At 43.2% G+C, this 26,095-nt stretch carries 23 protein-coding genes; 10 read left to right on the forward strand and 13 right to left on the reverse strand.

The features are described 5' to 3' along the window. The first annotated feature begins 459 nt into the window (after window positions 1-459). The 3 genes from L2703_RS05950 to L2703_RS05960 all read left to right on the forward strand — a co-directional run bounded on the left by L2703_RS05950 (window position 460) and on the right by L2703_RS05960 (window position 2,796). The gene (locus tag L2703_RS05950; protein ID WP_248970205.1) at window positions 460-1,332 is read left to right on the forward strand and encodes a 6-carboxytetrahydropterin synthase; all 873 of its coding nucleotides are present in this window, start codon (window positions 460-462) and stop codon (window positions 1,330-1,332) included. A 95-nt stretch (window positions 1,333-1,427) separates the two neighbouring features. Next, window positions 1,428-2,267, forward strand: coding sequence for a M23 family metallopeptidase (locus L2703_RS05955; RefSeq protein ID WP_248970248.1), 840 nt, complete (start codon window positions 1,428-1,430; stop codon window positions 2,265-2,267). Between the two features lie 70 nt (window positions 2,268-2,337). Beyond that, entirely contained in the window at window positions 2,338-2,796 is a 459-nt protein-coding gene (locus L2703_RS05960) for a GNAT family N-acetyltransferase (protein WP_248970206.1), read from the forward strand. Window positions 2,797-2,835: 39 nt separating this feature from the next. Here L2703_RS05960 and L2703_RS05965 read toward each other — a convergent pair whose 3' ends face one another. After that, window positions 2,836-3,405 carry a VOC family protein gene (locus L2703_RS05965; protein WP_248970207.1) on the reverse strand — a complete coding sequence of 190 codons (570 nt, stop codon included), beginning with the start codon at window positions 3,403-3,405 and terminating at the stop codon, window positions 2,836-2,838. A gap of 39 nt (window positions 3,406-3,444) precedes the next feature. After that, window positions 3,445-3,951, reverse strand: coding sequence for a L,D-transpeptidase family protein (locus L2703_RS05970; protein ID WP_248970208.1), 507 nt, complete (start codon window positions 3,949-3,951; stop codon window positions 3,445-3,447). A 185-nt stretch (window positions 3,952-4,136) separates the two neighbouring features. Here L2703_RS05970 and L2703_RS05975 point away from each other — a divergent pair, with 185 nt between their 5' ends. Then, window positions 4,137-4,967: an ion transporter gene (locus L2703_RS05975; protein ID WP_248970209.1), complete on the forward strand. Its 831-nt coding sequence runs from the start codon at window positions 4,137-4,139 to the stop codon at window positions 4,965-4,967. A 57-nt stretch (window positions 4,968-5,024) separates the two neighbouring features. Continuing rightward, window positions 5,025-6,518: an MATE family efflux transporter gene (locus L2703_RS05980; protein ID WP_248970210.1), complete on the forward strand. Its 1,494-nt coding sequence runs from the start codon at window positions 5,025-5,027 to the stop codon at window positions 6,516-6,518. A 68-nt stretch (window positions 6,519-6,586) separates the two neighbouring features. On the opposite strand, the gene L2703_RS05985 is transcribed toward L2703_RS05980, so the two are convergent. From L2703_RS05985 to L2703_RS06000, 4 genes are all read right to left on the reverse strand, one after another. Then, window positions 6,587-6,817 carry a DUF2986 domain-containing protein gene (locus tag L2703_RS05985; RefSeq protein ID WP_248970211.1) on the reverse strand — a complete coding sequence of 77 codons (231 nt, stop codon included), beginning with the start codon at window positions 6,815-6,817 and terminating at the stop codon, window positions 6,587-6,589. Between the two features lie 204 nt (window positions 6,818-7,021). Next, on the reverse strand, window positions 7,022-7,471 hold the full coding sequence (locus L2703_RS05990; RefSeq protein ID WP_248970212.1) for a hypothetical protein: 450 nt from the start codon (window positions 7,469-7,471) through the stop codon (window positions 7,022-7,024). Between the two features lie 126 nt (window positions 7,472-7,597). Continuing rightward, window positions 7,598-7,954 (reverse strand): glutaredoxin family protein, encoded by a 357-nt coding sequence (locus tag L2703_RS05995; protein ID WP_248970213.1) that lies wholly within the window; start codon window positions 7,952-7,954, stop codon window positions 7,598-7,600. A 106-nt stretch (window positions 7,955-8,060) separates the two neighbouring features. Then, the gene (locus tag L2703_RS06000; RefSeq protein ID WP_248970214.1) at window positions 8,061-11,177 is read right to left on the reverse strand and encodes a DUF748 domain-containing protein; all 3,117 of its coding nucleotides are present in this window, start codon (window positions 11,175-11,177) and stop codon (window positions 8,061-8,063) included. Between the two features lie 293 nt (window positions 11,178-11,470). On the opposite strand from L2703_RS06000, the gene L2703_RS06005 reads away from it, so the two are divergent. From L2703_RS06005 to L2703_RS06020, 4 genes are all read left to right on the forward strand, one after another. Next, the gene (locus tag L2703_RS06005) at window positions 11,471-11,866 is read left to right on the forward strand and encodes a GNAT family N-acetyltransferase (protein ID WP_248970215.1); all 396 of its coding nucleotides are present in this window, start codon (window positions 11,471-11,473) and stop codon (window positions 11,864-11,866) included. 122 nt (window positions 11,867-11,988) lie between these two features. Further along, a complete protein-coding gene (locus L2703_RS06010) occupies window positions 11,989-12,687 on the forward strand; it encodes a DUF445 domain-containing protein (RefSeq protein WP_248970216.1) in 699 nt (232 codons plus the stop codon). Window positions 12,688-12,756: 69 nt separating this feature from the next. After that, the gene (locus L2703_RS06015) at window positions 12,757-13,107 is read left to right on the forward strand and encodes a VOC family protein (protein WP_248970217.1); all 351 of its coding nucleotides are present in this window, start codon (window positions 12,757-12,759) and stop codon (window positions 13,105-13,107) included. Beyond that, the gene (locus tag L2703_RS06020) at window positions 13,082-13,282 is read left to right on the forward strand and encodes a DUF1289 domain-containing protein (protein WP_248970218.1); all 201 of its coding nucleotides are present in this window, start codon (window positions 13,082-13,084) and stop codon (window positions 13,280-13,282) included. The genes L2703_RS06015 and L2703_RS06020 overlap by 26 nt, the downstream gene beginning before the upstream one ends. Here L2703_RS06020 and L2703_RS06025 read toward each other — a convergent pair. From L2703_RS06025 to L2703_RS06045, 5 genes are all read right to left on the reverse strand, one after another. Beyond that, the gene (locus L2703_RS06025) at window positions 13,279-13,797 is read right to left on the reverse strand and encodes a GNAT family N-acetyltransferase (protein WP_248970219.1); all 519 of its coding nucleotides are present in this window, start codon (window positions 13,795-13,797) and stop codon (window positions 13,279-13,281) included. The two genes, L2703_RS06020 and L2703_RS06025, sit on opposite strands and share 4 nt — an antisense overlap. Window positions 13,798-13,926: 129 nt before the next feature. Then, entirely contained in the window at window positions 13,927-15,591 is a 1,665-nt protein-coding gene (gene asnB, locus L2703_RS06030; protein WP_248970220.1) for an asparagine synthase B, read from the reverse strand. Between the two features lie 560 nt (window positions 15,592-16,151). Further along, window positions 16,152-17,804 carry a M28 family metallopeptidase gene (locus L2703_RS06035; RefSeq protein WP_248970221.1) on the reverse strand — a complete coding sequence of 551 codons (1,653 nt, stop codon included), beginning with the start codon at window positions 17,802-17,804 and terminating at the stop codon, window positions 16,152-16,154. A gap of 123 nt (window positions 17,805-17,927) precedes the next feature. Beyond that, a complete protein-coding gene (locus tag L2703_RS06040) occupies window positions 17,928-18,674 on the reverse strand; it encodes an HAD-IIA family hydrolase (protein ID WP_248970222.1) in 747 nt (248 codons plus the stop codon). A 221-nt stretch (window positions 18,675-18,895) separates the two neighbouring features. Beyond that, complete coding sequence (locus tag L2703_RS06045) at window positions 18,896-20,272, reverse strand: L-serine ammonia-lyase (protein WP_248970223.1); 1,377 nt, start codon at window positions 20,270-20,272, stop codon at window positions 18,896-18,898. A 221-nt stretch (window positions 20,273-20,493) separates the two neighbouring features. Between L2703_RS06045 and nagZ the strand changes: the two genes are divergently transcribed. Then, window positions 20,494-21,504: a beta-N-acetylhexosaminidase gene (gene nagZ, locus L2703_RS06050; RefSeq protein ID WP_248970224.1), complete on the forward strand. Its 1,011-nt coding sequence runs from the start codon at window positions 20,494-20,496 to the stop codon at window positions 21,502-21,504. 61 nt (window positions 21,505-21,565) lie between these two features. On the opposite strand, the gene L2703_RS06055 is transcribed toward nagZ, so the two are convergent. Then, window positions 21,566-22,558, reverse strand: a complete 993-nt coding sequence (locus tag L2703_RS06055) for a peptidoglycan binding protein CsiV (RefSeq protein ID WP_248970225.1) — start codon at window positions 22,556-22,558, stop codon at window positions 21,566-21,568. Beyond that, on the reverse strand, window positions 22,558-26,082 hold the full coding sequence (gene mfd, locus L2703_RS06060) for a transcription-repair coupling factor (protein WP_248970226.1): 3,525 nt from the start codon (window positions 26,080-26,082) through the stop codon (window positions 22,558-22,560). Before mfd ends, L2703_RS06055 begins: the two co-directional genes overlap by 1 nt. Window positions 26,083-26,095: the final 13 nt, after the last annotated feature.

Below are 26,095 nucleotides of genomic sequence, written 5' to 3' on the forward strand. Positions count from 1 at the left end.
TGTTGAGTTATAGTGTTATCGACGTTTTATGTACCATAACGTTATTTCAATGCTTCAATCGCAGTTGCATACTTGAGTCATGCCGATCAACTGGCGGCCAAAACAACCTTGATAATCAGCCGCGCGACTCTTTTTCGCGTTTTTTTAAGTTATCGCAGATGTTTTCTCGCTCCCTCGCAGGCTTTTGTTTAGAATGTCTTGGCAGCTTTGGCTTTGCCTTCTCGCTATGAAGGGAACAACCATTACTGCATAGCGACGTCTTAATCAAAATTGGCTAGAAACATTCTGAGTAGTCACTTATTCATACCCAATGGTACAATGTATCGTTAAGTGACTTATGGCCTAGCCAAGGGTGATAGCTCAATGTATCAATGAGTCACAGGCGTTCTTTTCCTTTGGCAAGCGCCATTTGGAATACCATTATACTGAGGTGGACTGTTTTTCTGCCTAGGAGCATTAATGCAACTGTTTGTAAAAGATTTAACCGTTATCGACTTTTCATATCTTTGTCCGATACGTGGCATGGTCGGCGAAAGCTGGATTGTGGATGTATTGCTCGACGGTGGGCTCGATGACCAAAATATGGTGTTGGATTTTGCTAAGGTAAAACGCACCATTAAAAATACCATTGATGATGTTGCCGATCATCGACTGCTTATTCCAACAGCATGCAGTGAAGTACGATGGCAACAAAAAGGTGACCGAGTTTGGATGGATTTTACCAGCCAAAAAGGCGATATTCACCTAGCATGCCCCTCACAGGCATTTGCACTTATTCCGACAGAAGTAATCGATTATGAGAGTGTCAATGACTTTCTCAAAAAAGCATTGCGTGAAGTCCTGCCAGACAATGTTCAAGGGATCAGTTTAACGTTACGCAGTGAAGTACTACACACGCCTTACTATCATTACAGCCATGGTTTACGTAAGCATGATGGTAATTGCCAGCGTATTGCGCACGGTCATCGCAGCCCCGTTACAGTATTTGAAAATGGCATTGCAGAGCCCAAATGGGACCAATATTGGGCCGACCGTTGGAAAGACATTTATTTGGGAACCGAAGACGATCTCGTGTCTGTTAGCACGTTAACTTTGTCTAAGCAAACGAGTGTTAGCGACGACACTCATTTCGGTTTTCATTACATCGCTCCCCAAGGTGATTTTCAGCTTGCGATGCCAAAAGCCTGTTGTGACTTAATCCCACACGATACCACAGTCGAGTTACTGGCTGATTATATGGCGACAACACTGGCGAGTAAGGTGCCAGAAAGCCATTTTAAAGTGATAGCGTATGAAGGGATTGGCAAAGGAGCCATTGCGGTTAAAGGTTAATTGAGTAATATAAAGGGCTGCCCAAGGTGGCCTTTTTTTTATCTTTTTACAAGGAATGCTATGCAATGTTAGTAAACAAAGTGTCTTTAAAAGCAATGTGTGCAACGTTATTTATGATGGCAAGCACCTTGATGTACAGTGCTGCAGCGACAGGTGTGACTTTCCAAGGCGTTTTTGAACAAGGTGCACTTGTGCGCGGCACAGTACCTGCTGGCAGTAAAATATTACTCAACGGTGAGCCTGTAAAAGTCACGCCCAAAGGGCAATTTGCTATTGGTTTTGACAGAGATGCAAAACCTGATCACATTTTTAAAGTGACGTATCCAGATGGCTTAACTGAAATTAAACCGTTAAAAATAGCCGCTAAACAATACAAAATAGACAGGGTCACGGGCATTAGCCAAAACATCATGAAGCCAGATCCTGTTGCCCAGGCTAGAGCGGCAAAAGATGCTGAACAAACACGTGCTGCTAGGGATATTTTTAGTGAGCAGTACGCTTTTATGCAACCGTTTATTTGGCCTGTAACAGGTCGAATTTCAGGGGTTTATGGTAGTCAACGCGTCTATAACGATGTACCTGGTAATCCTCACTTTGGTGTTGATGTTGCTCGACCTACTGGTACGGTTGTGGTCGCTCCTGCTGACGGTGTGATTACATTGGCAGTGCCTGATATGTTTTACTCTGGTGGCACGGTTATTATTGATCATGGCTATGGTGTTAGTTCAACGTTTTTACATCTAAGCAAATTGTATTTAAACGTGGGCGACAAAGTAAAGCAGGGCGATAAAGTGGCTGAAATTGGTGCGACAGGTCGCGTAACGGGTCCACATCTTGATTGGCGTTTGAACTGGTTTCAAATGCGTTTAGACCCAGTGTCTATCGTCCCGCCAATGGCCAGTGTGTTAGCTGAACAACAATCTCAAAAAAGGTAGCCAGCATCTAGTGGGTGAACCATGTGTTTTGTTAACGTAATGATATTGTTCATTAAAAGGGATATAGCGAATGGAAATATTGTTAGACGGTTTACAAGACCCCGGTGTAATTGAATTATTACAAGTACATTTAGCTGACATGTATGCCACTTCACCACCCGAAAGCGTGCATGCATTAGATATCGACGCATTAAGCCACTCCAGTATTACGTTTTGGTGTGCAAAGCGACAAGGCGAGGTGATAGGTTGTGTCGCGATAAAAGAGCTCAACAAGACCCATGGTGAAATCAAGTCAATGCGTACATCTGCAGCGGCAAGAAACCAAGGGGTGGCGACAGCATTGTTATTGCATTTACTCGATGAGGCAAAACGTCGAGGTTATCAGCAGTTGAGTTTAGAAACGGGCTCGATGGATTTTTTTGCACCCGCAAGACGATTGTATCAACGTCATGGCTTTGAATATTGCGGGCCATTTGCAGATTATCAGGCAGATCCTAATAGTCTGTTTATGACCCGCCTGATTGATTAAATCTTATTTACCTTTGTTAAGGCAAAATCGAACAAGGTTTTACTGCTCGCTGGCAATAATAGTTTGAATATCATGCGGATGCACTTTTACGCAAATGCCATGTGCTTTAAATGCGATGGTTGGGTTGGCTAAACGCTCGTTATCACCTTTTGGTGAACTCTGTTTCACCTTAACCTCTCCAATCCCTGCTTGGGCATTCTCGATAATGTTGGCCAATTGTGGTGCTTGTTCAATTAGCTCAGCAACAAGGGCTTCACAGGTTTGCGCTTGTGATGGAAACACTAATTCAATGTGTTCCCAACCTTCGACCGGATAGGCTTTATCTGATGGGAAGGGCAGTTCAACGCAGTTAATCTGCATGTTACCTAGCACTAATGGTTCAGTTAATTTGATGATTAATATGGGTCTACCATTAATCATGTTGTTGGAGATTATCTCACCATGTTGGCTAAACTCATCAGCAAGCAACTGTGCTGTGTGATGATGATTGACGCGTAACGCCGCATGATCTGCTTGTAAAGATAAATCGTCTAGCCCTAGCTGTTTAACAAAGGCGATTATCCGCTCGCTAAAGTTTGGCCAGCTGTGTTGTAAATGTTGGTAGTTCATGGACACACTCAAACAATGAATTACGTAAACGACGGCGGTTTATGGCCAGATTTCAATAGGGGTTCCGGCATCAATCATTTGCCAGAGTTCGTCCATTTCTTTATTGGTCACGGCAATGCAGCCATTGGTCCAGTTGTATTTTTGAGCTTCTTCTGGTGGTAAAGGTGAGCGCGGGTTTTCACCGTGGATCATGATCATACCACCTGCGGATATGCCTAGGGCGCTTGCACGTAGTTTATCTTCTTCATTGGGATAGGAGATATGAATCGATTTGTAAAAAGCACTGTCAGATTTTTTATAATCTAAGGTGTAACGACCTTGTGGCGTTCGTTGATCGCCTTCTTTAAGTTTGTGCCCTTGTGGCATATCACCCATAGCAATTAAGTAGCTTTTTACCAATTTACCGTCTCGCATTACAGATAAGCGAGATTCAGATTTGTTCACCACAACAAGATCGACTTTTGTGTGTAATGATTGAGAAGATGAGGCATTCACCCACAAAGGACAAAATAAAACAACTGTAAATAACATAGACAGCGCGCGCATGAAATCTCCGTAAACCAATGACCATTTTAATTTTTATTGTAAAATGACTGATTCCGAATGTTAAAACTCGGCAGTCAATGTTAGATTTTAACGACATCAAAGATGAATTGATATTAATTAGCCCTGTTTATTTGCATGTTTTTGCAAGTTTTACAAAAAGAACGTCTAATATAGCGAACCCTGAAATGAATACCGAAGAAAAATCTGACACACAGCTAAAACAAACGCTACGAAATGTCATTTTTGGCACTGAAACGCCACAAGGCAAACGTTTCGATATTATCTTAATGATCTGTATTGTATTAAGTGTGGTGTTGATCTTTATTGATACGATTGAGTCCATTAATCAGCAATATGGAGAGCTGATTAATATTGCTGAATGGAGCTTTACGGTATTGTTTACCGTTGAGTACATATTACGCTTATACTGTTCGTTAAATCGCATACATTACGCACGTAGTTTTTTTGGTATTGTTGATTTAGTGTCAATTTTACCCAGCTATTTAGGCTTGATTTTTCCGGGGGCTAATGTTGCGTTAGCGCTTCGAGTGTTGCGTTTGTTCCGTGTCTTTAGGGTGTTAAAACTGATGCGCTACTTGCGCGATGGCCATTTATTATTAAAAGCCATGGTGCAGTCTAGCCGCAAAGTGTTTATGTTCTTCTTTTCGGTCAGTCTCATTATCATGGTGCTTAGTGTGATTATGTATGTGGTTGAAGGGCCGAATAATGGCTTTACCTCTATTCCTAAATCGATGTACTGGACAGTGGTGACGATAACGACGGTCGGGTATGGTGATATTACTCCGCAAACGCCATTAGGCCAGGGGATCGCCGCACTCACCATGTTGATTGGCTACTCGATTATTGCCATTCCGACCGGGATTTTAACCGCCGAGATATCCCACGAAATGGTCAGAACACGTGATTTACGCAAGTGCAGTAATTGTGGCAAAAAAGGCCATGATAATGATGCCGATTATTGCAACCATTGCGGCAGCGAGTTAGAAAAACTCTAATTCCCCCGATATTAGTAAACCCTTTGTACCATTGGGTGATGTGATTTAAGGATGTTAATGACCACGGCTAAATTTGTTGAAGGGTCCATTTTACGGCATATATTAGTGATGAGTTCCACCGCGGCTGTGGGGATTTCTGCATTATTTGTTGTTGATCTACTCGATATTTTCTTTTTAAGTTTACTCGGCGAAGTTGAGCTTGCGGCAGCTGCAGGATATGCCAGTACGATTTCATTTTTTACTACTTCTATTGGTATTGGTTTGTCGATTGCTTTAGGTGCACTAGTGTCTAAAGCCGTTGGTGCAAAAAATATCGAACTGGCCAAACGTCTTTTTTTAAACAGTGCAATAGTGACGTTAATCACCAGTGTGCTGGTGGCCATTGTGGTGTTTAGTTTTATTCCTGAGTTATTGGCTTTAGTTGGCGCGACAGGGCGCACCGCTGAGCTTGCTCAGAATTACTTAACGATATTGATCCCATCTTTACCGTTTATTTGCTTGGCAATGGCATTAGGCGGCGCGTTACGAGCCGTGGGTGATGCAAAGCTGTCAATGATGTCGACACTTGCAGGTGGTGGGGTGAATGCGATATTAGATCCTATCTTTATTTTTACCTTGTCTATGGGGATAGAAGGCGCGGCGGCAGCATCTGTGTTGGCTCGCATCGCGGTATTTATTATTTCTGCTCGCGGTGTTGTGGTTAAACACAAGTTGCTTGGCAGGTTTTCTTGGATTGAATTTAAACAAGATTTAGGCGTGATTTTTGCCATTGCGGCGCCGGCAATGTTAACCAATGTGGCAACGCCCATTGGAAATGCAGTGGTGACCAGGGCAATTGCTGATTTTGGCGACAGCTTTGTTGCTGGCTGGGCGGTGTTAGGCCGACTTATTCCTGTGAGTTTTGGGATGATTTTTGCCTTGTCAGGTGCCGTTGGCCCGATTGTAGGACAAAATTTTGGTGCCAATGAATTTGAACGTGTGCGGCTAAGTCTCACAAAAGCCGTGCAATTTTGTATTGTTTACGTATTGGCCATGTCGCTCATTCTTTATTTAATGCGTCATGTTATTGTGAGCAGTTTTGACATGCAAGGTGACGCGGCTCAGTTGATCGTGTTCTTTTGTCAGTACATTGCCGTTTTCTTTATTTTTTCTGGGATATTATTTATCGCGAATGCGTCATTTAATAATTTAGGTAAGGCTAAATACTCTACGTTGTTTAATGTGGGTAAAGCCACGCTTGGCACAATCCCGTTTGTGTATTTTGGGGCGCAATGGGGCGGAGTGTATGGGGTTTTGATTGGTCAGGTTATTGGGGCAATTATTTTTGGTGTCGTTGGCATACTGTGCGCATATCGTTTAGTCGATAATATCAGTCGTCAAAGCGTTATTTCAGTTGATGCTAATAAAAAGCGCTTAGAAGATGATGCAATAAATATTGATATGCCCGCAGCACCTTTGCCTACGTCGGGTCGTTCTCAGATGGGGCAATTAGATGAAGAGCCTTTGTGTAAGCAGTTAGCCCAACAAGATGCTAAGGCAAACAAAGAGTAATGGGTATTAAATCAACAAGCCCCTATGACGAGTGACGTGATAGGGGCTTTTTTGTCGCGGCGAGTAAGCTACTTTTTGTCTGCCGTTTCGGGCGTATCAGCAACGTCTTGCGCTGGTGCATCTGTTTCGTTATTGGCAGCGGCTTGCTCTGCGGCTTCAGCTAAGGCAATCTTTGCGCGCTCAGCCTTAGAAATATAACGTTCAACAGGCTTGCTACTAGGATTTGATGGCACAACTTTGTTTTTACGTGCTTTTGCTCGCTTGGCCATCTTTTTGATCATTTCTTGCTTTCTATTCATCTGACTTCTTACTGTGTAAACGACAAACTATTCATATCATTTCAGAAGATAAATGGCTTATCAAAACATGAAGGCGCATAGCAATAATGCATTAGCACCTACACGACAAAATTGGAGGGTAATTTTACCTTAATTGCCACGCAGGTGACAGCAGTTTATAAAAAGTGCATTAACCGCAGAAATCACCGAATGGTTGGGATAACATTAGCGACCAAATTTAGTGAAGTCTTCTTGGGTTGCACCGTCGTTACATTCGCCACGAATTTCAGCTCTGTCCATTTCAACATAACGGTTAAGTTCCACAAAGCCTGCTTGACAATATCCACTCATTTCAATGGTTTTCTGTAAGCCTAAATCCACTTGTTGGTGCCACAGCTCAAGGCGTTGTTCTGCATTTCGTTGCTCTATTAAGTAACTTTGCAAGTCTTGCTTACGACGGTTTATGCGTTGGTCATGGGGTTGATCGTCTGGCAAAGGTCGATCTGTGGCCGTGGCTAATTTGGCTTTATAGGTAAATAATTTAATGCCGTCACCTTTAATTTCAGTACTAAAGGTATCACGAAACTGTCCGGCAAATTCCTTTGGATCTGGTGGGCTAGCACTACAAGCACTTAATGCCATTAGGCTACAAACAATAAGATAATGTTTAAACACAGATAATTCCTGATGCACAATAATGTTGTAAATCATAACTTAAGTATTATTAAGTATGATAGTCCGTTACTGGGTAAATTAACTTAAAGGTGACGTTTACAATGTTAAGTCTAGCTATAGTAGCTATTAAGCAAAACGTTGCTTTAAGTAGCTAATGATCTCGTTAGACTCATATAACCATTGAGTTTGTCCATCTTGCTCAATGCGTAAACAGGGCACTTGTAACTTACCCGCTTGAGCCACTAATAAGGCTTTGTTTTGCGCTTGCTTGGCATCAACAAGGTTAATGTTTAAATTTTGGCGACGCATTTCTCGGCGTACTTTTACACAAAATGGACACGCAGCATATTGGTATAACGATAGTGCTTGAGTTTGTTGGTCAATAATGGCCTGCTGTGCTTGTGGACGTTGGCGTTTTTTAGGGGCAAATATCGCATTGAGCAATAAAATAATCCGACCTAAAATCCAGCGAATAATAAACATATCTTTCCTTATATATCAAAAGTGAACCGTGGACCTCTGTATGGTACCGGTTCGATAAAAATGAGCCGCAGTCTACTCTAACTCAAGCACAGATTACAGCTTGGTGTTAGTTTGCTTGAAGCTCTAGCAGTGCAGATGCTGCATTTTGATTGGTGTTAATGCGACTTTCAAGTACAAAGACTTTACTCGCATCGATTTGGCCTTGCTCGACCAAATAGGCTTTTACTGATCTTGCCCGAGCTTGTGCTAGGAGTCCAAGATCATCAGCACTCACTTGTTGATTGTTTTTTAACAGGTTATAGAGTGCAATGTGCCATGCTGTCGTGAGTGCTTCGTGATTAAGGTTAGGTGTTTCGGTTAATATGGTTTGTTTAATATCAAGTGGTTGAAGCCCTAAATCTTGTTCAATTAGACGATACAGTGCCTCGGTTAAAGGGCCTGAGGCCGGGAATTGACTTGCCGATAACTCTTTTGGCAGTGCGCGCACCTTAATGGCTGCACTTTTGGCTAATTTTTTGTGTAGTTTTAGTTCTGCTAATGCGGGTTTATCGTTGGCAAAGTCGACACTGCCTTTGATATTAAGGTTTAATAACGGCCTTTCAACCAAGGCTTTGGCTAATTTATCGAGTGTCTGTTGTTGTTGGTATTCGATGCCGCTATTACCAAAATTAAAATCCACTTCATCGATAGATTCTTCACTGCCAATAAGCCCTGCGATAAATGAAAACGGAGAGGTGACGGTTTTGGTGATTAAATTACCAAGTGCATTAATGATGATACTGCCAAAACTAAAGCTTGGGGAGTTGATATCGCCAGACACGTCAACACCTAAATCTATCACACCGTGACGGTCTTGCAGTAATGCAACGGCTAAAGTAATAGGCAAGCTGGTGGCCAAATCACTGTTGCTGCGCTTGCCTAGTTTGAGTTGATCGATTACCAGATGATTGGTACCTACCAAGGTGTTGTTATCAAGTTTGTAGTTTAAATCTAACGATAGCTGACCTTTGTCAATGTAATAACCTGCGTACGTACCCGAGTACGGATTTACAGAGGTGAGCTCGACTCTTTTAAAGTTGAGGTTCAGGTCTAAATACGGTTGCTCTAGAAATGGATTGACGACGCCTTTTAATGTGACTGGTGCATATTTATCTATTTTCCCTGCTAAATCTACTGATGCCGTTGTATGTGGGTTAGAAGATAAATTAATAATTTCACCATTTAGCATTTCTATGCCAGAGGCAAAATTAGGCGTTAATGAGTTGTCAGCAAAAAAGGCTGAACTGTTTATCACGCCAATTTTATTGATGTTGAGCTCCATTTCTGGCGTGCTTGGTGTGCTTTGGGCTACCTCAATGCCATCTTGATCCTCTGAAAGTGGTTTGGGCTTTGTTTCTTCCTGTTGCACTGTTGGCTGTGGCGTGAGGTCTTTAGGCGCCTCGTTGTTGCGCATCAGTTGGCTAATGTTAGTGCTACGATCTTCTGCAATGATTAATCGAGTGAACAAGGAGTCAAAGTCAATCTCATCTATGTCAATCTTGGCTTGTTGACGATTGTAAGCCAGCTCATTTATTGACATTGTTTCCCAATTTAATAAGGGCTGTTTAAGCACATTGTCTTTAATGTCGAGCTGTTCTATTTTGGCACTGCCTTGATAAATTAACGTCTCGTTTGCATTGGCAATAAGATGGCCTTTGGTCGAGAATACTCCATCTTCTAGGGTGACATTAATGTAAGGTGCAATATAGGGCTGAAAGCGAGTTAACATCATGTTATTAAAGTCGATATCAGCCTGAATACTTTGTGCAAGCACATCGACTTGGCCTGTCGAGGTCAATTGGCTTTGACCATTAATCAAGGTAGACAGTTGATAGTCGATGGGGCTAGAAAAGTCTGAGACGACTTTTCCAGTACTCACATTGATTGGCCCAATTTGCCATATAATGATGTTTTCGCTGGCAATACCTTCGCCTAATGCCACTTGGTACTCGTTAAATTTAATATTGTTAAGCGTGACAAGCCATTGCTTCGCTTTAACGTCGGTGTTGGCGGTATCAATGTGTGTGTTTGTGGCGTCAGTTTGTGCTACTGGTGTGTCAGCGCTCGTGGTTAGCTGAGTATTTTTGGGGAGCAGTAAGGCAACGAGGTCGGCGCCTGTTGGGGTAATATTAAGGTTGATTTTGCCGTTTTCGCTGTAAAGCTCATCAATGGTGACTTGCTGCAGCGGGGTATTAACCGTGATGTTATTTAAGGCTAAAGCGCCAATCGAGATTTTTTCATCTTGCTGGTGAAGCGCTTTTAGGTTGTTAATCACCACCTGGGCTTTGGTTATCTTTATGTCACTGATGGGTTCGAGCGCGGCATTTTGTAGTGCGATTTGAAAATGCCCTTGGGTGTTGAGTTGGCCCTTAGCTAAGTTGATGGTAAATAGCTGGTCAATAAAAGACCAGTAACGTGACAGGTCAATTTTAGCGACCTTAATATCACCTTGCAGCATTAGCGGTGCAAGTTGCAGTTGCCCTTGAAGATTTAGTGATCCTTGGAATTGATCTTCAATGGCAATTTTAAATTGATTGACCACGTTTTGCTTATCATCAATGGCTGCCAAGTTACTGTCAAATTGGCTTAACGTTAGTTGAATATTAGGGTAGGTGATCTGGGTGTCTGTAACCTTGTCGAAAAGAGAGAATGTCCCGTCTACGAGTTGAATATTGGCCATGCGCATCGACAACATTTCTGCCGATTGAGCTGAGTGCTCTGCTTGTTGCTTGCTGCTGTTATCGGCAATACGTTCAATGATATCTGTAAAATTAAACACATCATGTTGTTGGGGATTTTGGCGACGAGTCACTGTGACTTTTGGTTGTTCAAGGATGACATCCTCAAGCACTAATCCCATAAGGCCTAGCGATTGCCATACTTGCAAGTTGGCATATAAGCGTTCAAAGCTGACAAAGGTAATATCATCTTTTTGCTCGGTAATTGAAAAACCGGTGAGCGTTAATTCTGTGGTAAAGGGATTAATCTTGATATCTTGCAGAGTCACCTTGCGGCCTAACATTTCGCTGAGTTGTTGCGGTAATTGTTGCTTGGCAATAGCAGGAATTAATCCGCCTAAAAGGGCACAAAATACTAAATACAGACTAAAAAGCCAAAATAGCCATTGTTGATATTGAGGGCGGCGCTGAAAACCGGTGCGTAATTGAGTCAAAAAGGATGTCATAGGAAATTTACTAATAAATGCAGTGTGACAGACAGTCATAGTAACAAATAAATTTCGATACGAGTGATTATTTTACCGAATAGATAGAATAATTTACATTGTTCTTTTTTGATGTTAAATTGTTAATTATAAAAATAAGCTTATGTAATTAATAGGTTTTATTTTTATGCGCTGGCCGATGTTTGTGTGCGTAATTCTATTTGATCCGCCCAAACAACTTAGTTGGTCATTGCTGTAAAATGAAACGTTAAATTATATAAAGTAACTATAATCGCTACTTTCAAGGATGATAAATGCAAATTCGTCTCGCCTCGTTAATTGACCTAGAACCATTAAGTAACCTGTTTGATTTGTACCGACAGCAGCTCAATCAAGTTGCTGACTTTTCGTCATGCCGTGCTTTTTTAAAACACCGTTTATCTGAAAACGACTCCATGATTTTTGTTTGTATTAAAGACGATAGCATGGTGGGATTTATTCAATTATATCCTTCTTTTTCGTCGCTGCTATTAGCGCCGGTGTGGTATTTAGAGGATGTATTTGTGTTGCCAGCTTACCAGCAACAAGATGTCGCGATGCAAATGTATCAAAAGGCAGAATTACTGGCGAAAAGTACCGGTGTGCTATTAATTAATCGCGATGAGCAGCAAAGCATGCCACTACAAGAGACACAACAAGAAATTGCCTAGAAACACGCTATAAACCTCGGTTATTTTTCTGATAAAATGGCTGAGGTTTTTTTATGTTCTCTGTTGACGGTACTTAGCGTATTTTAGGGCGACAGAAACGGGTTGATGTTAAGGAATAGAGATTGAACAAGAGTGTAATAACAAATTTGATCGCGACCATTTTTGTGTTGGTGGGGTATGGTCTACACCAACAAATGGTGTTAACCATCGGCTTATTTGCCTTATCTGGAGCCATGACGAACTGGTTAGCCATTCATATGTTGTTTGAAAAAGTGCCCGGATTGTATGGTTCTGGTGTGGTGCCATCCCGTTTTGAGGAGTTTAAGGCTGGGATCCAGCATTTAATGATGCAACAGTTTTTCACACAAGAAAATATCGATCGCTTTTTAACAAGCAGCAGTGCCAGTCATATTGATTTAACTCCGGTAATTGAGAAGATTGATTTAGCACCGTCTTTTGATGCGCTGGTTGATACGATAGAGAAGTCATCATTTGGTGGTATGTTAGCCATGTTTGGCGGCACTGAAGCGCTACAGCCTTTAAAAACACCCTTTATTGAAAAAATGAAACTATCTTTGGTCGAACTTGCGCAAAGTGATCAATTTAACGCTATTTTAGTTAATGAGCTTGAGCAACCGAGTGTGATTGCCGATATGCAAGCTAAGGTGGCTAACATTGTTGAGCAACGTTTAAATGAGTTAACACCTGAATTAGTGAAACAGATTGTGCAAGATATGATTAAAACGCACCTAGGTTGGTTAGTGGTGTGGGGGGGCATTTTTGGTGGATTGATTGGCGCGATTGCTGCGCTGGTGCAATAAGTCGACTGAAACCCCGTAAATCCTCTGCTTGCCATTGATACAGTATCATTCAAGTTAACAGAGGTGATGATGAGCCAGCACAACAAGATTAATTATTTAGAAATACCGGTAAAAGATGTGCTGGCCACTAAAGCCTTTTTTAACCAAGTCTTTGGTTGGCAGTTTCAGGATTATGGACCTGAATACAGCTGCTTTTTACGGGTTGGCATTGACGGTGGTTTTTATCAATCTAGCAGTCAGTTTACCTTAGCAGCAGGCTGCCCTTTGATTGTGCTTTACAGCCAAGACTTATTGGCGACACAAGCTGCAATCACTCAAGCAGGTGGCCTCATCAGCCGAGACATTTTTAGTTTTCCTGGTGGGCGCCGTTTTCATTTTACCTACATTAATGGTAATGAATATGCCGTATGGTCAGAATAAACCCACAGTTGAATCGCCTTGTGTTAGGCATTGTTGCTTAGACAGTAACGATGTCTGTTTAGGTTGTCGGCGCACGTTAGATGAGATCTTGGCCTGGCATTCGATGAACGATCAACAAAAAAGCGCGCTGATAGAAATCATGCAGCAACGCGCTATTGCGTGCCAAAACCGTTAGTGAGATTGTGGTTCAATATCGGTTCGAAAGAGCGTAAACCCTCTTGCTTGATAATTTTGCAACGCACTTGGATGGTCTAACGAACAGGTATGTACCCACACTCTGCGGGTATTGGGCAATGCCCAGGCATGTTCAATGGCTTGAGTCAGTAAATAGCCGCCATAGCCTTGACCAATAAAGCGCTCTCCTAAACCAAAGTACATAATTTCGACGTTGCCATCGGCTTGCTGCTGTAATTCAAAATAACCTGCCGGCGAGCCACCGACATAAGCAACATACAAATGCAGGTTATCTGCTTCGCTGTAAGCCTGCCATTGACTGTCTGACCAGCTCAATTTGTCGGTCCACTCCCATGCTGCCCCCACAAACTGATACAGAAATCGATTGAACTGGTATTGTTTAACCTTGGCTTCGATTAACGTTAATCCGTTCGCTTGATGCTTAGGCTTAAGCTGACTGTAGTGGGTCATTTCTAAATTATAAATACTGATGTCTGGCATTTGTATGGTGCTCATTTTAATGATTATGCTAAATGTTGGAGCGTCAATCTGTTTCAAATAGTCTAGTTTACTGGATTGAATCAACAGGCCTAGTATAAACAAAAACACCACCGATTAAGGTGGTGTTGATAAGGCAACTTGCAATTAATAGGCGCTAGCGTGAACGTTTTTAACTGCACGGCCCGATGGGTCGTTAATGCCTTGTAAGCTGGCGTCCCAAAGTAGGGCTTCTGGTGTTGAACAAGCGACGGTCTTGCCGCCTGGTACCGTTTCTGCGGCACTGGTCAGTGGGAAAAACTCTTCAAAGAAACTGCGATAAAAATAAGCTTCTTTCGATTCTGGGGTGTTGTACGGGAAACGGAATTTCGCGTTAGCAAATTGTACGTCATCGACATTCGCCCCAGCGTGAGCTTTTAGACCGTCAATCCACGAGTAACCGACGCCATCACTAAACTGTTCTTTTTGACGCCATACCACTTCTTTAGGCAATTTGTGTTCAAATGCCTGACGTAAAATGTGTTTTTCGATACGGCCATCTTTAGACATTTTGGCTTCAGGGTTTACCCGCATGGCAACGTCAATGAACTCTTTGTCTAGGAAGGGGACACGTGCCTCAAGCCCCCATGCTGCCATGGCTTTGTTAGCACGTAGGCAATCGAATAGGTGCAGTTTGTCTAGCTTACGTACTAATTCTTCATGAAAAGCTTGCGCGTTAGGAGCCTTATGGAAGTATAGGTAACCACCAAATAACTCGTCGGCACCTTCACCCGATAACACCATTTTTATGCCCATGGCTTTAATTTTACGTGCCATTAAGTACATTGGCGTTGCCGCTCGAATGGTGGTGACATCGTAAGTTTCTAGGTGATAAATCACTTCTTTAATTGCATCTAAACCTTCTTGGAAGGTGTACACAATTGGGTGGTGGATTGTGCCAATGGCATCGGCCACTTTTTGTGCGGCAACTAAATCAGGAGACTCTGCTAAACCAACGGCAAATGAGTGAAGTTGAGGCCACCATGCGCCAGTTTCACCATCGTTTTCTATACGGTGTTTGGCATATGTTTGGGTAATGGCAGAAACCACAGATGAGTCTAAACCACCAGACAATAATACGCCGTAGGGCACATCTGACATTAACTGACGTTTCACCGCCGCTTCTAATGCATCACGTAACTCTTCAACACTGGCTGGGTTGTCTTTTACTGCATCAAAGTCTTTCCAATCACGCTGATAGTAGTGTGTTGGTTGGCCATCGGCTGAATATAAATACTGGCCTGGTAAAAACTCTGCAACCGTTTTACAGACTGGCATGAGTGCTTTCATTTCTGAGGCAACATAAAAGTTGCCTGATGAATCAAAGCCTGTGTATAGCGGAATAATACCAATATGGTCGCGACCAATAAGGTAAGTTCCTTTCGCTTTGTCGTACAAGACGAAAGCAAAGATGCCGTTGAGTTTGTCTAAAAAGTCACAACCGTATTCTTGGTAAAGCGATAATATCACTTCACAGTCAGAGTTAGTTTGGTACTGGTACTTGTCGCCTAACTGGGCTTTGAGTTGCTTATGGTTGTAGATTTCACCGTTAACGGCTAACACTAGGTTACCGTCAAGGCTGATAAGTGGCTGAGCGCCGTGGTCTACGTCAACGATGGCTAAACGCTCATGAGCTAAAATGGCTTTGTCGTCTGCATAAATGCCAGACCAATCAGGTCCGCGATGACGTAATAACTTTGACATTTCTAAGGCAACTTGGCGTAGTTGGCTTGCATCAGATTTGATATCTAAAATTGAGAATATTGAACACATAATACGGCTCCAGCAGCGTTGGCTAATCTTTATCTGTTTGCTACTTTGCCAGCATTTTCGTTAACTGCCAAGCTTGTTTTTTAAGATAACATCATAAATATGGTGTTTTTGATGGTTTTTTATCTTTTAAAATTGCATTTAATTGTGAATTGTATTGTAAATGACGGGTTTTGTTGTTTAATCGATAATTTTATTGAGAATATCGTCCCAATTTTTAGGATTTATCAATTAAGATAAAAAAAATGCCGATATGCACAGAACGAGTGCGTTTGCATGTTTTTTGAGCAAAACGATGATTGCTGTAGGGGGCCTTGTTCGATTACTGATCAAGATGCCATATATTGTGCGCTCATTTTACTCAATGAGGGCATTGTGAAGGGGGGGTAAGATACATCAGGCTTGCCAGCATTATTGTTGAATAGTGCTAATAAAGGGCTTGTATAGTGTTACGAGTGCAAAGGCTTATCACTTTACTTTTTGCTGATTTATCAAGGTGTAATGGCATAAAAAAGCCCATCAAATTTTGATGGGCAAATCCTTGGGTGGGAAGGAATGTAAAATTACTTTGCAGGCCGAAGCGAATTAAATTCAGAGCTGGCATAATAGCCTGGCCAGTCCTGGCTATTTGCGAGTGTTTCAGCTGCGTGGTAGTACACGGCTAAATCTTGTAATGCACCAGATAAATCCCAATCTGCACGATAATGATCGCACACATTGTGGTAACAACCTTTCATTTGCTCTCTCATTGCTGCTTTGTATTGTGCTGTCGCTTCATCAAGCGGTTCTGTACCACCACCGGCAAACACCGCAGGAACACCTAACTTAGCAAAACTGAAATGATCTGAGCGGAAAAAGCCACCTGAAGCAGGATTACTTTCGCCAGTAGTGACGCGGTTTTGTGTTGCTGCCGCCTTTTCTAAGTAGACCTCTAATTCTGACTGGCCTTTGCCAACGATGGTGTAATCTTTGGTTTTGCCATAGACATTCGTGCTGTCGAGGTTAAATACGGCAACCGTTTTGTTAATGGGGTAAAGTGGATTGGCCGCGTAATAGCGCGAGCCCAGTAGCCCTTGTTCCTCACCCGTTGTGGCAATGAAGGTCAAAGAACGCTTAAGGCCATGGCCTGCTTTAGCCTGCTTTGCAAATTGGCGGGCGATTTCAAGTATACCTGCTGTACCTGAGGCGTTGTCTAAAGCGCCATTGTAGATTTGATCACCTGTTTTGCTGGTATCGACACCGATATGGTCCCAATGGGCAGTAAATAAAATGTGTTCATCTATTTGGCTGCTTCCAGGTAAAGTTGCGACGACATTATAACTGTCGGCATAGTCGGCTTTGTTGGCAAATGCGATAGAAGCTGTTTGTGCCAAATCGACGTTTAAGGGGCTGTTTGCGGCCCTGTCCATTAAAGCTGGCAATGATAAGCCCGCCTTGTCAAATAATCGCGTGGCACTGTCTAAGGTTAGCCATCCCTCAACTTGCACACGTTTAGCCTGTTCTGCTTTATTGAGCACCAAATCTTGTTGTGGGCCTGTCCAGCTATTTTCTACCACCGACCATGGGTAAGATGCCGGTTTGGTGTCATGAATGATAATCGCCCCTAGCGCGCCTTGTCGGCTTGCCTCTTCAAACTTATAGCTCCAGCGACCGTAATAGGTCATTGCGTTACCATTAAATTTTTTATCATTAGGGTGTGCAAAACCAGGATCGTTTACCAATATGACAGCAATTTTGCCTGTCATGTCGATGTCTTGGTAATCGTTCCAATGATATTCTGGTGCGTTGATACCGTAGCCAACAAAAATGAGCGGAGCATCATTAATGGTCACCTGTTGCTGATCATGACGACTACTGAGCACAATATCTTGTCGATACTGCATCTCAATACCGGCTAAATTGACTTGTTGTTGCTCGCTGGCAGTGTAACTGACCATGGGCACAGCTTGTAAAAATTGGCCATTATTGGCACCAATAAGCCCCATGTCTGCAAAGGCGGCAGACAAGTAATCTAGGGTGAGTTTTTCACCATGAGTTGTCGGTGCACGTCCCTCGAATTTGTCTGAGGATAAGGTTGCAATGTCGGTTCTAAAACCTTGTTCGTCAAAACTGACTTGAGTGATTTTTTGAGGGCTTTCTTGCAACGCGTGGTTTGACTCGCCACCATTGCATGCACTGAGCAGCGCAACAGCGCAAAAAGGAAACAGTCGTTTCATGCTCTATCCTGAATATCGTTTTTATTTTCGGACCAGCATAATGAATCAAGCCAGCGCGCTATGACAAGGGCTCTGGCTTGATAATGTGTTACCTAATGTAAATAGTGTCGCGGATAAATGGACTTACACCACGTCGATGTCGCCGGCACAGGCAAACACATGATTAGGCCTAAAGGGCTCTTTTTCTATGTCACTCATTTGGCTAACGCCACTGGTGACTAAAATGGTTTCAAGTCCGGCCTGGAAACCAGCCAAGATATCGGTACGCATGTTGTCACCGATAATTACAGTGTTTTCAGAATGTCCTTGGATGTGATTTAACGCTGAGCGAATAATCCATGAGCTTGGCTTGCCCACGTAAAATGGCATTTTCCCGGTAATACGCTCAATGGCGGCACATAATGCGCCACAGGCTGGGCTATAAGCCGGGCCGTGTGTATCTGGGTTGGTTGCAATAAAGCGTGCACCACCTGCCACAAAACGTGATGCTTTGTGGATCATGTCCCAGTTGTATGAACGGGTTTCGCCCACAATCACAAAGTCTGGGTTTATATCCGTTATTGTAAAACCTGCGTTGTACAACTCGTGGGTAAGGGCGCCTTCACCAATTACAAAGGCTTTGGTGCCGGTTTGGTGTTTAAGAAAGTCAGCCGTTGCCATCGCCGAGGTATAAAAGCAGGTTTCTGGCACATTAATGCCCGCAGCACCCAAGCGGTTTTGTAAATCTTTACCTGTTTGTACTGGGTAATTGGTGAGAATAACCAGTGGATTGCCTTGCTCTAATACACGATGAATAAATTTATCACTACCAGGAATTAACTTGTTGTCGTGCAGTAACACACCATCGATATCACAAATAATGTTTTTCATTCTGTTATTTCTTCCTTCAAATACAACCTGACTACATCTAATGCTAATTCAGACCAGAAAACAACGATTAAATAAAAAAATCAGGCGTGAAAATGGATGCGATGAAGGCAAATGGGATGTGTGCCGTAAAAGCATGGATAATCATTGGCAGTAAACGGTGCTTAAAAAAAGGCCTGTTATTGCTAACAGGCCGGTTATTCGTTAAGACAGATCTACCCGTGTTAACATTCGACGATATTTACCGCTAAACCACCTTTGGCGGTTTCTTTGTACTTACTGCGCATGTCTTTGCCTGTGTCCATCATGGTTTTGATGACTTTGTCTAACGATACCTTGTGGTTACCGTCGCCGCGCAGTGCCATGCGTGACGCATTAATGGCTTTTACTGCGCCCATGGCGTTGCGTTCAATGCATGGCACTTGTACCAAGCCACCAACAGGATCACAGGTTAAGCCTAAGTTATGTTCCATGCCGATTTCTGCTGCGTTTTCGACATGTTCAACCGTGCCTCCCATGATTTCGGTTAACGCTGCCGCGGCCATAGAGCAAGCCACACCCACTTCACCTTGACAACCGACTTCTGCACCAGAAATTGAAGCATTTTTCTTGTATAAAATCCCAATCGCTGCAGCAGTCAGTAAGTAACGGCTACAAACATCGATGTCGACTTCTTGAACAAACATGTCGTAATAACACAATACCGCAGGAATGATACCCGCAGCACCGTTAGTAGGGGCGGTAACCACGCGATCGCCAGCTGCGTTTTGCTCGTTAACCGACAAGGCAAATAAGTCGACCCAATCCATTGCCGTTAATGGATCGGTGTTATTACGGCCTTCGGCTTTTAAGCGGCGGTAAAGTGCTGGTGCGCGGCGACGAAGTTTTAAGCCGCCAGGTAAAATACCTTCTTTTTGATAACCCCGCTCTACGCAGTTTTTCATGGTTTGCCAAATTTTCCACAAACCTTGTTTGATTTCATCTTCGCTGGCGATGCTCAATTCGTTTGACATCATTAACGATGAAATGCTTAAGCCATTATCGCAACACAGTTGTAATAACTGTAATGCGCTATTGAAGTCGTATGGTGCTTGTTCAATGGGGGTTGCTGGTGATGCATTACGTTGGGTGATTTCGTCTTCGTCAAGAATAAAGCCGCCGCCAACAGAGTAGTAGGTGCGTTGGTAAATACATTCGCCTTTAGACAAAGCATAAAGAGTCATGGCATTTGCGTGTGCTGGTAAGGTTTTACGTCGATGATAAGTGATGCCGTTTTCACGGGTAAACTTAACGAGCCGCCCATCTGCCAATGTTAACTTTTGAGTGGTTGATACGGTCTCTAGGATGGCATCAATACTGTCGGTATCGACCGTTTCAGGATCTTCGCCCATTAACCCCAAAATTACTGCTTTACCCGTGCCATGGCCTTTGCCTGTTTGGCCTAACGAGCCGAATAGTTCCGCTTGTAATTCATCGGTTTGATCCAATAAATTATTGTCTGCAACATGTTGGATAAATATTTTTCCGGCCTTCATCGGGCCCACCGTGTGTGAGCTTGAAGGACCAATACCAATTTTGAACATGTCAAATACGCTAATCATGTTGTGAAACCCTTGCTGAGTCGTTTATTGTTTTCGTTATTAGTGAGTATAATCGCCACAGATGAATTTGGCGGTTTATCTCTTTTGTTGGCAGAGTATCCCACAGTTTGGTGCAACGTAGTTCATTAGTTTTTTTTATGCATAGTTTTTCACATTAGCTTGTCTTATCTTGGCCAATATTTGAAAGTGACACGGGCAATAAAGAGTATTAGGGGAACAGTTTGAGCTATTTAATGATGGATTTAGCCGGTTTAACAGTGTCAAAACAAGAAACCGAGCAATTACGCCACCCTAAAGTTGGCGGTATTATTTTGTTTAGTCGCAATTTTGAAAATAAAAGTCAATTAATTGAGTTAGTTAAAGAGGTTAGGCGAATTAGGCCAGAATTATTGATTGCCGTTGACCATGAAGGTGGTCGGGTTCAGCGTTTTCGTGATGGGTTTAGTGCAATTCCTGCAATGGGGGATATTTTACCCGCAGCAAACATGGATTTAACATTAGCAAAACAATGGGCGAAAGAGTGTGGTTTTTTAATGGCAATTGAGCTTTTAGCTTGCGATATTGATTTAAGTTTTGCCCCTGTTTTAGATGTTAACGGCATAAGTGAAGTGATTGGAAAACGCAGTTTTAGCCCTGAGCCGGAAGTCGTGAGTGCGATAGCCGAGCAATTTATTATTGGGATGAATGATGCCGGTATGGCGGCAGTGGGTAAACATTTTCCAGGTCATGGCAGTGTTGCTGCCGATTCGCACATTGCAATGCCTGTTGATTCGCGTGCAAAAGAAGCCGTTGAGGCATTTGACATGTTGCCATTTAAACAGTTGATAAGCCAACAACAGTTACAAGGTGTAATGCCTGCCCATGTGGTTTATTCGGCCATTGATCCTAATCCGGCTGGGTTTTCTTCTTATTGGCTGCAAACTGTGTTGCGACAAGAGTTGGCCTTTAATGGGGTGATATTTTCTGACGATTTAGGCATGAAAGGCGCAAGCTTTGCGGGTGATTATCTTGGCCGTGCCAAAGCCGCGCTTGATGCTGGTTGCGATATGATTTTAGTGTGTAATGATCCCCTCGGAGTGCACACTTTATTGACCGAGTTTGTGTGGCCAGCAGATGAACCTTTACATACTGCACTGGCGCTCAAGGGAAACCTAACACAAGCCAATGTGGCATTAGCACAACACGAGCGGATTAAGGCTGCGCAGTTGTTGGTGGCTCAAATAAAACCATGAGTTTTATTGTAAAAAAACCGGATTGTGATATCCGGTTTTTTATGGGTAAGTGCTGCTGGTATTAGCCTGCGTAAGGCGTGGGTTGTGCTTGGGGGGTATGGCCCGTTAAATCAATGGGTTTAACGCTTGTTGGCTGGGCCATTTTGCGTATTTGCATCACAATACCCAATTGAGGGTGGTCAAAATAATGTAACTCACCACTTTTGACACGACGATTTTGTATTAACGGAATACTTTGCAGATAAAGAGCTAATTGCTTTTTCCCTTCAATATCCAGTGCTGCGTATTCGTTAAAGGCCGCGGGTGCTGATTCAATCATTTTTTGCGTGGGTTTACGTAATGCCAAGTTATTTTCGATATATAAATAATGGCTTAAGTAAATGTTGATAGAACCATCGAGCTCCCACACCGGATTGATTTTAGGTGCGTCGAAAACGCCGCCTAATGCACTGTAATCGCCCGTTGGCATGGTATTGCTGTCAGCTTGCTTTTTAACGCTTAAACCATGGTAGTCGAAGGTGTTAGAAAAATCTTTTCCTCCAAAAATACGTATGGGTTTGGCTGCGCGACGAGACTGCATATTTTGTTGCCAGGTTAAGTGAACCAAGCCTTTTACATAGGGTTCGCGACTTATGGTTCGGATAATATCGTTAAACTGCCCCTGACTTTGCGCAAGTAATACTGGGCCTTGGCCCAAATAAGCTGATTGTGGACTTGCTGCGCCGACATGAAGTGGCACTTGGCTTGGGTGAGTTGCTATGGTGTTGCTCACTTTGGGGTCGTTACATTGAGTTGTGTCGCTTGCCCAGTCTGTAGATGAACAGCCATTTAACCCCACTGCAACACCGGTGATGTCGGTACTGATCACTGGAGTGATAATGTCGACGGTGTTGTTGGCAAGTTTCGGTGGCGATGCATCAAGCCATTTTTCAACCGATGGTGTTTGGCGTTCAAAGATAAATACTTCAACTTCAAACCATGATTCACCATGGGCTGAAAAGCTGTGGGATAGCGCTGTGATAGCGGCGATAGATATCGCAAATTTACGAAGCACTATTTGTCTCCATTTTGATGTTTAGCGAACTGTTCAAGCAAGGTGTTGACTAATTCAAGACGCTCTTTGCTTGTTTCAGCAGGAATAGTGAACTTTAACTTATTTGGACCGTCCATTCGATAGATTTGTGGTTGGTTTTGCAACAAACCAATAATAAACATCGGATCGACTGAGTTTTCTTGACCAAATTCGACACTTCCACCTTTGGCGTGCATTTCGATTTTAACAATGCCTAGGGCTGTTGCTTGATGTTTATACAAGGTGATTGCCATTAAGTTGCGGGTGGCGTCGGGCAGCATACCAAAGCGATCAATGAATTCGACTTTGAGTTCGTCAAGCATAGTGTCGTTTTCACAATTGGCTATACGTTTATAAAGTGATAAGCGCATATTTACATCGCTAACGTAGTCTTCTGGCAGCAGTGCGGGTATGCGTAAATCAATTTCTGCTTTGGCACTCATCATGTAGGCAAGGGACGGCTCTTTGCCTTCTTTTAACGCTTTGACCGCTGATTCGAGCATTTCCATGTATAAGCTGAAACCAATTTTAGAAATATGCCCGCTTTGCTCATCACCGAGTAATTCACCTGCGCCGCGAATTTCTAAGTCTTGGGTGGCTAGCATAAAGCCTGCGCCTAAATCTTCGAGGGCGTCGATGGCTTCAAGGCGTTTACGGGCATCGGCGGTCATTCGCTTTGGATGCGGTGTCATCATGTAAGCGTAGGCTTGATGATGTGAGCGACCCACACGACCACGTAATTGATGCAATTGAGCTAAACCAAACATATCGGCACGATCGATAATAATGGTGTTTGCGCTTGGCACGTCAATACCGGTTTCAATGATGGTGGTACACACCAATACGTTAAAGCGCTGGTGGTAAAAGTCTGACATGACTTTTTCAAGATCGCGTTCGCGCATTTGGCCGTGTGCGGTTACCACCCGAGCCTCTGGCAGTAAGTCACGAATATTTTGTGCTGTTTTTTCAATGGTTTCGACATTGTTGTGCAGGTAATATACTTGGCCACCCCGAAGAATTTCACGCAAAATGGCTTCTCGAACAGTGGCCTGGTCGTATTCGCGAACAAACGTTTTTACTGCTAAACGTTTTGCTGGTGGTGTAGCGATAATAGATAAATCGCGCATACCTGACATGGCCATGTTTAATGTGCGCGGGATAGGCGTGGCTGTCAGGGTTAATATGTCAACATTGGCGCGCAATGCTTTGATTTTCTCTTTTTGACGCACCCCAAAGCGGTGTTCTTCGTCAATAATTAATAAGCCTAAATTATCGAAGTTGGCTTCGGCAGACAATAATTTGTGCGTTCCGATCAAAATATCGACTTTACCTGCTGATAATTGTTCAACTACGCTGTTTTGTTCTTTGGTGGTTCTAAACCGTGACATCACTTCAATCACCATTGGCCAATCAGCAAAACGGTCTTTAAAGTTTTCATAGTGTTGTTGGGCGAGCAGGGTGGTTGGCACTAACACGACAACCTGTTTACCTGCGTTGACAGCCACAAAGGCTGCGCGCATTGCTACTTCGGTTTTACCAAAGCCGACATCACCACACACTAAGCGGTCCATCGCCAGTGGTGCTTGTAAGTCGGCTAAAACAGCGTTAATGGCGCTTTCTTGGTCGACGGTTTCTTCAAACGGAAAACCTTGACTAAATTGCGCGTATTCTTGCTCGTCGATGATCATGGCTTCACCTGGGCGAGCTTGACGCCTTGCGTACACATCAAGTAATTCAGCCGCCACATCGCGAATGCGCTCGATGGCTTTTTTCTTGGCTTTGGCCCAGGTCTCATTACCTAATTTATTGAGCTGAGCTTCGCCATCGCCGCTGGCATTAAAACGGCTAATTAAATGCAATGAAGAGACGGGGACGTAGAGTTTGTCGCCACCTGAATATTCAAGCTTTAAGTATTCGGCGATAAGCCCTCCTGTATCGAGGGTTTCTAGTCCTTGATAAAGTGCAACCCCATGTTCTAAATGAACAATAGGCTGGCCCACTTTAAGTTCAGCTAAGTTTTTAACTAATACATCTGAGCTTACTTGTTTTTGTTTTTCACGACGACGCTGTTGCGAGATCCGTTGACCAAATAATTCGGTTTCACAAATGATACTCACCGGCCCTTTTGGGGTGTCGGTTAATAGGCAACCACGGCTTAATGGTGAAACCACCAACCCGACGCTGTCTTTGGCTGCCAGGTAGTCATTTAAATGGGCAAATTGTTTGGGTTTAATACCAATTTTTGCAAATAACTCTAGGAGCGCTTCTCGGCGACCTTCAGATTCGGCACTGAAGAGTAACTGTGGTTGCACTGCACTGTATTCTTGTAATGCAATTAATGGCTGCTTGAGTTTGTGGTTGGCGTTAATGTCTGGCAGTTTTTCAACATTTGCGACAATGGCGTGGGCGGGCAAATCGATTTGAGCCAAGGGCTGCCCGGCATTATCAGTGTCGTTTACATGGGTTTGTTGAATAATCTGCGTACGAGTTAAGGGTTTAAATGCTGCAAATAATTCATCGTGCTGCAGGTAAAGCTCTTTGGGCGTAAGCAGTGGTCTGAGTGGGTCAATGCGCCTGTCTTCATAGCGTATGCTCACTTCGTGTAAATGCTGTTGACTGGCTTTTTCAATATCGCCAAGGGTAATCAATTGGCTGTTTTGTGGTAAATAGTCAAATAATGTTGCTGTGTCATCAAAAAACAAGGGTAAATAATTTTCGATGCCAGCAGGCATTAAATTTCGGCTCACTAACTGATAAACCGATTCAGCTTCTTTAGAAATGACTTCAAAGCGGCGGCGATACCTTTGTCTAAACCCTTCTATCGCATTGCTGTCTGTTGGGAATTCTTTAGCCGGTAACATGCGGATCGCGTCACGAGCCATACCAGAGCGTTGGCTGTCGACATCAAAGAAACGAATCGATTCTACTTCATCGTCAAATAATTCAATGCGCAGTGGTTGGCGTGAACCTGTAGGGAAAATGTCGATGATTGAACCGCGTATAGCAAATTCACCGTGTTCGTATACTTGTTCAACAAGGTGATAGCCAGTGTCTGTTAGGTGTTGTCTGGCTTGTTGTAAACTGTAAGTATCACCTTTATTGAGTACCATCACATTGGCGGTCATAAATGACTTTGGCGGCAAGCGAACCATCAAGGTGTTCACGGGCACGATAACAACATTGTGTTGACTCTGGCTAATATTAGCTAGGGTTTCTAAGCGCTGCGATATCAGATCTTGATGGGGAGAAAAGTTATCGTAGGGTAGGGTTTCTCTGTCTGGAAACAAGCACACATTAATGTTGCTATGTTGCAACAAGTAGCTTAATTCGACCTCAATTGACAGTGCGCTAGGTGTGTCGTGGGTAACGATGATGCTAGTACCCGAATGCTGTTGAATTAACTTGGCCAAGGTGAGGGCTTGAGACACCCCACCTAATGTTGCCAAAGTTTGTATCTGTTGGCCTTTTTTTACACTCGGCGGCGTGAGTACACTAAATTGTTTCATTAAAATCTTTTTC

Source organism: Shewanella basaltis, assembly GCF_023283885.1.
Taxonomy (GTDB): domain Bacteria; phylum Pseudomonadota; class Gammaproteobacteria; order Enterobacterales; family Shewanellaceae; genus Shewanella; species Shewanella basaltis.

Excerpts from the sequence above, each read along its gene's own strand:
- L2703_RS05950 (WP_248970205.1), top strand. The coding sequence starts at position 460 with ATGCAACTGTTTGTAAAAGATTTAACCGTTATCGACTTTTCATATCTT.
- L2703_RS05955 (WP_248970248.1), top strand. The coding sequence starts at position 1,428 with ATGTGTGCAACGTTATTTATGATGGCAAGCACCTTGATGTACAGTGCT.
- L2703_RS05960 (WP_248970206.1), top strand. The coding sequence starts at position 2,338 with ATGGAAATATTGTTAGACGGTTTACAAGACCCCGGTGTAATTGAATTA.
- L2703_RS05965 (WP_248970207.1), bottom strand. The coding sequence starts at position 3,405 with ATGAACTACCAACATTTACAACACAGCTGGCCAAACTTTAGCGAGCGG.
- L2703_RS05970 (WP_248970208.1), bottom strand. The coding sequence starts at position 3,951 with ATGCGCGCGCTGTCTATGTTATTTACAGTTGTTTTATTTTGTCCTTTG.
- L2703_RS05975 (WP_248970209.1), top strand. The coding sequence starts at position 4,137 with ATGAATACCGAAGAAAAATCTGACACACAGCTAAAACAAACGCTACGA.
- L2703_RS05980 (WP_248970210.1), top strand. The coding sequence starts at position 5,025 with ATGACCACGGCTAAATTTGTTGAAGGGTCCATTTTACGGCATATATTA.
- L2703_RS05985 (WP_248970211.1), bottom strand. The coding sequence starts at position 6,817 with ATGAATAGAAAGCAAGAAATGATCAAAAAGATGGCCAAGCGAGCAAAA.
- L2703_RS05995 (WP_248970213.1), bottom strand. The coding sequence starts at position 7,954 with ATGTTTATTATTCGCTGGATTTTAGGTCGGATTATTTTATTGCTCAAT.
- L2703_RS06000 (WP_248970214.1), bottom strand. The coding sequence starts at position 11,177 with ATGACATCCTTTTTGACTCAATTACGCACCGGTTTTCAGCGCCGCCCT.
- L2703_RS06005 (WP_248970215.1), top strand. The coding sequence starts at position 11,471 with ATGCAAATTCGTCTCGCCTCGTTAATTGACCTAGAACCATTAAGTAAC.
- L2703_RS06015 (WP_248970217.1), top strand. The coding sequence starts at position 12,757 with ATGAGCCAGCACAACAAGATTAATTATTTAGAAATACCGGTAAAAGAT.
- L2703_RS06020 (WP_248970218.1), top strand. The coding sequence starts at position 13,082 with ATGAATATGCCGTATGGTCAGAATAAACCCACAGTTGAATCGCCTTGT.
- L2703_RS06025 (WP_248970219.1), bottom strand. The coding sequence starts at position 13,797 with ATGAGCACCATACAAATGCCAGACATCAGTATTTATAATTTAGAAATG.
- asnB (WP_248970220.1), bottom strand. The coding sequence starts at position 15,591 with ATGTGTTCAATATTCTCAATTTTAGATATCAAATCTGATGCAAGCCAA.
- L2703_RS06035 (WP_248970221.1), bottom strand. The coding sequence starts at position 17,804 with ATGAAACGACTGTTTCCTTTTTGCGCTGTTGCGCTGCTCAGTGCATGC.
- L2703_RS06040 (WP_248970222.1), bottom strand. The coding sequence starts at position 18,674 with ATGAAAAACATTATTTGTGATATCGATGGTGTGTTACTGCACGACAAC.
- L2703_RS06045 (WP_248970223.1), bottom strand. The coding sequence starts at position 20,272 with ATGATTAGCGTATTTGACATGTTCAAAATTGGTATTGGTCCTTCAAGC.
- mfd (WP_248970226.1), bottom strand. The coding sequence starts at position 26,082 with ATGAAACAATTTAGTGTACTCACGCCGCCGAGTGTAAAAAAAGGCCAA.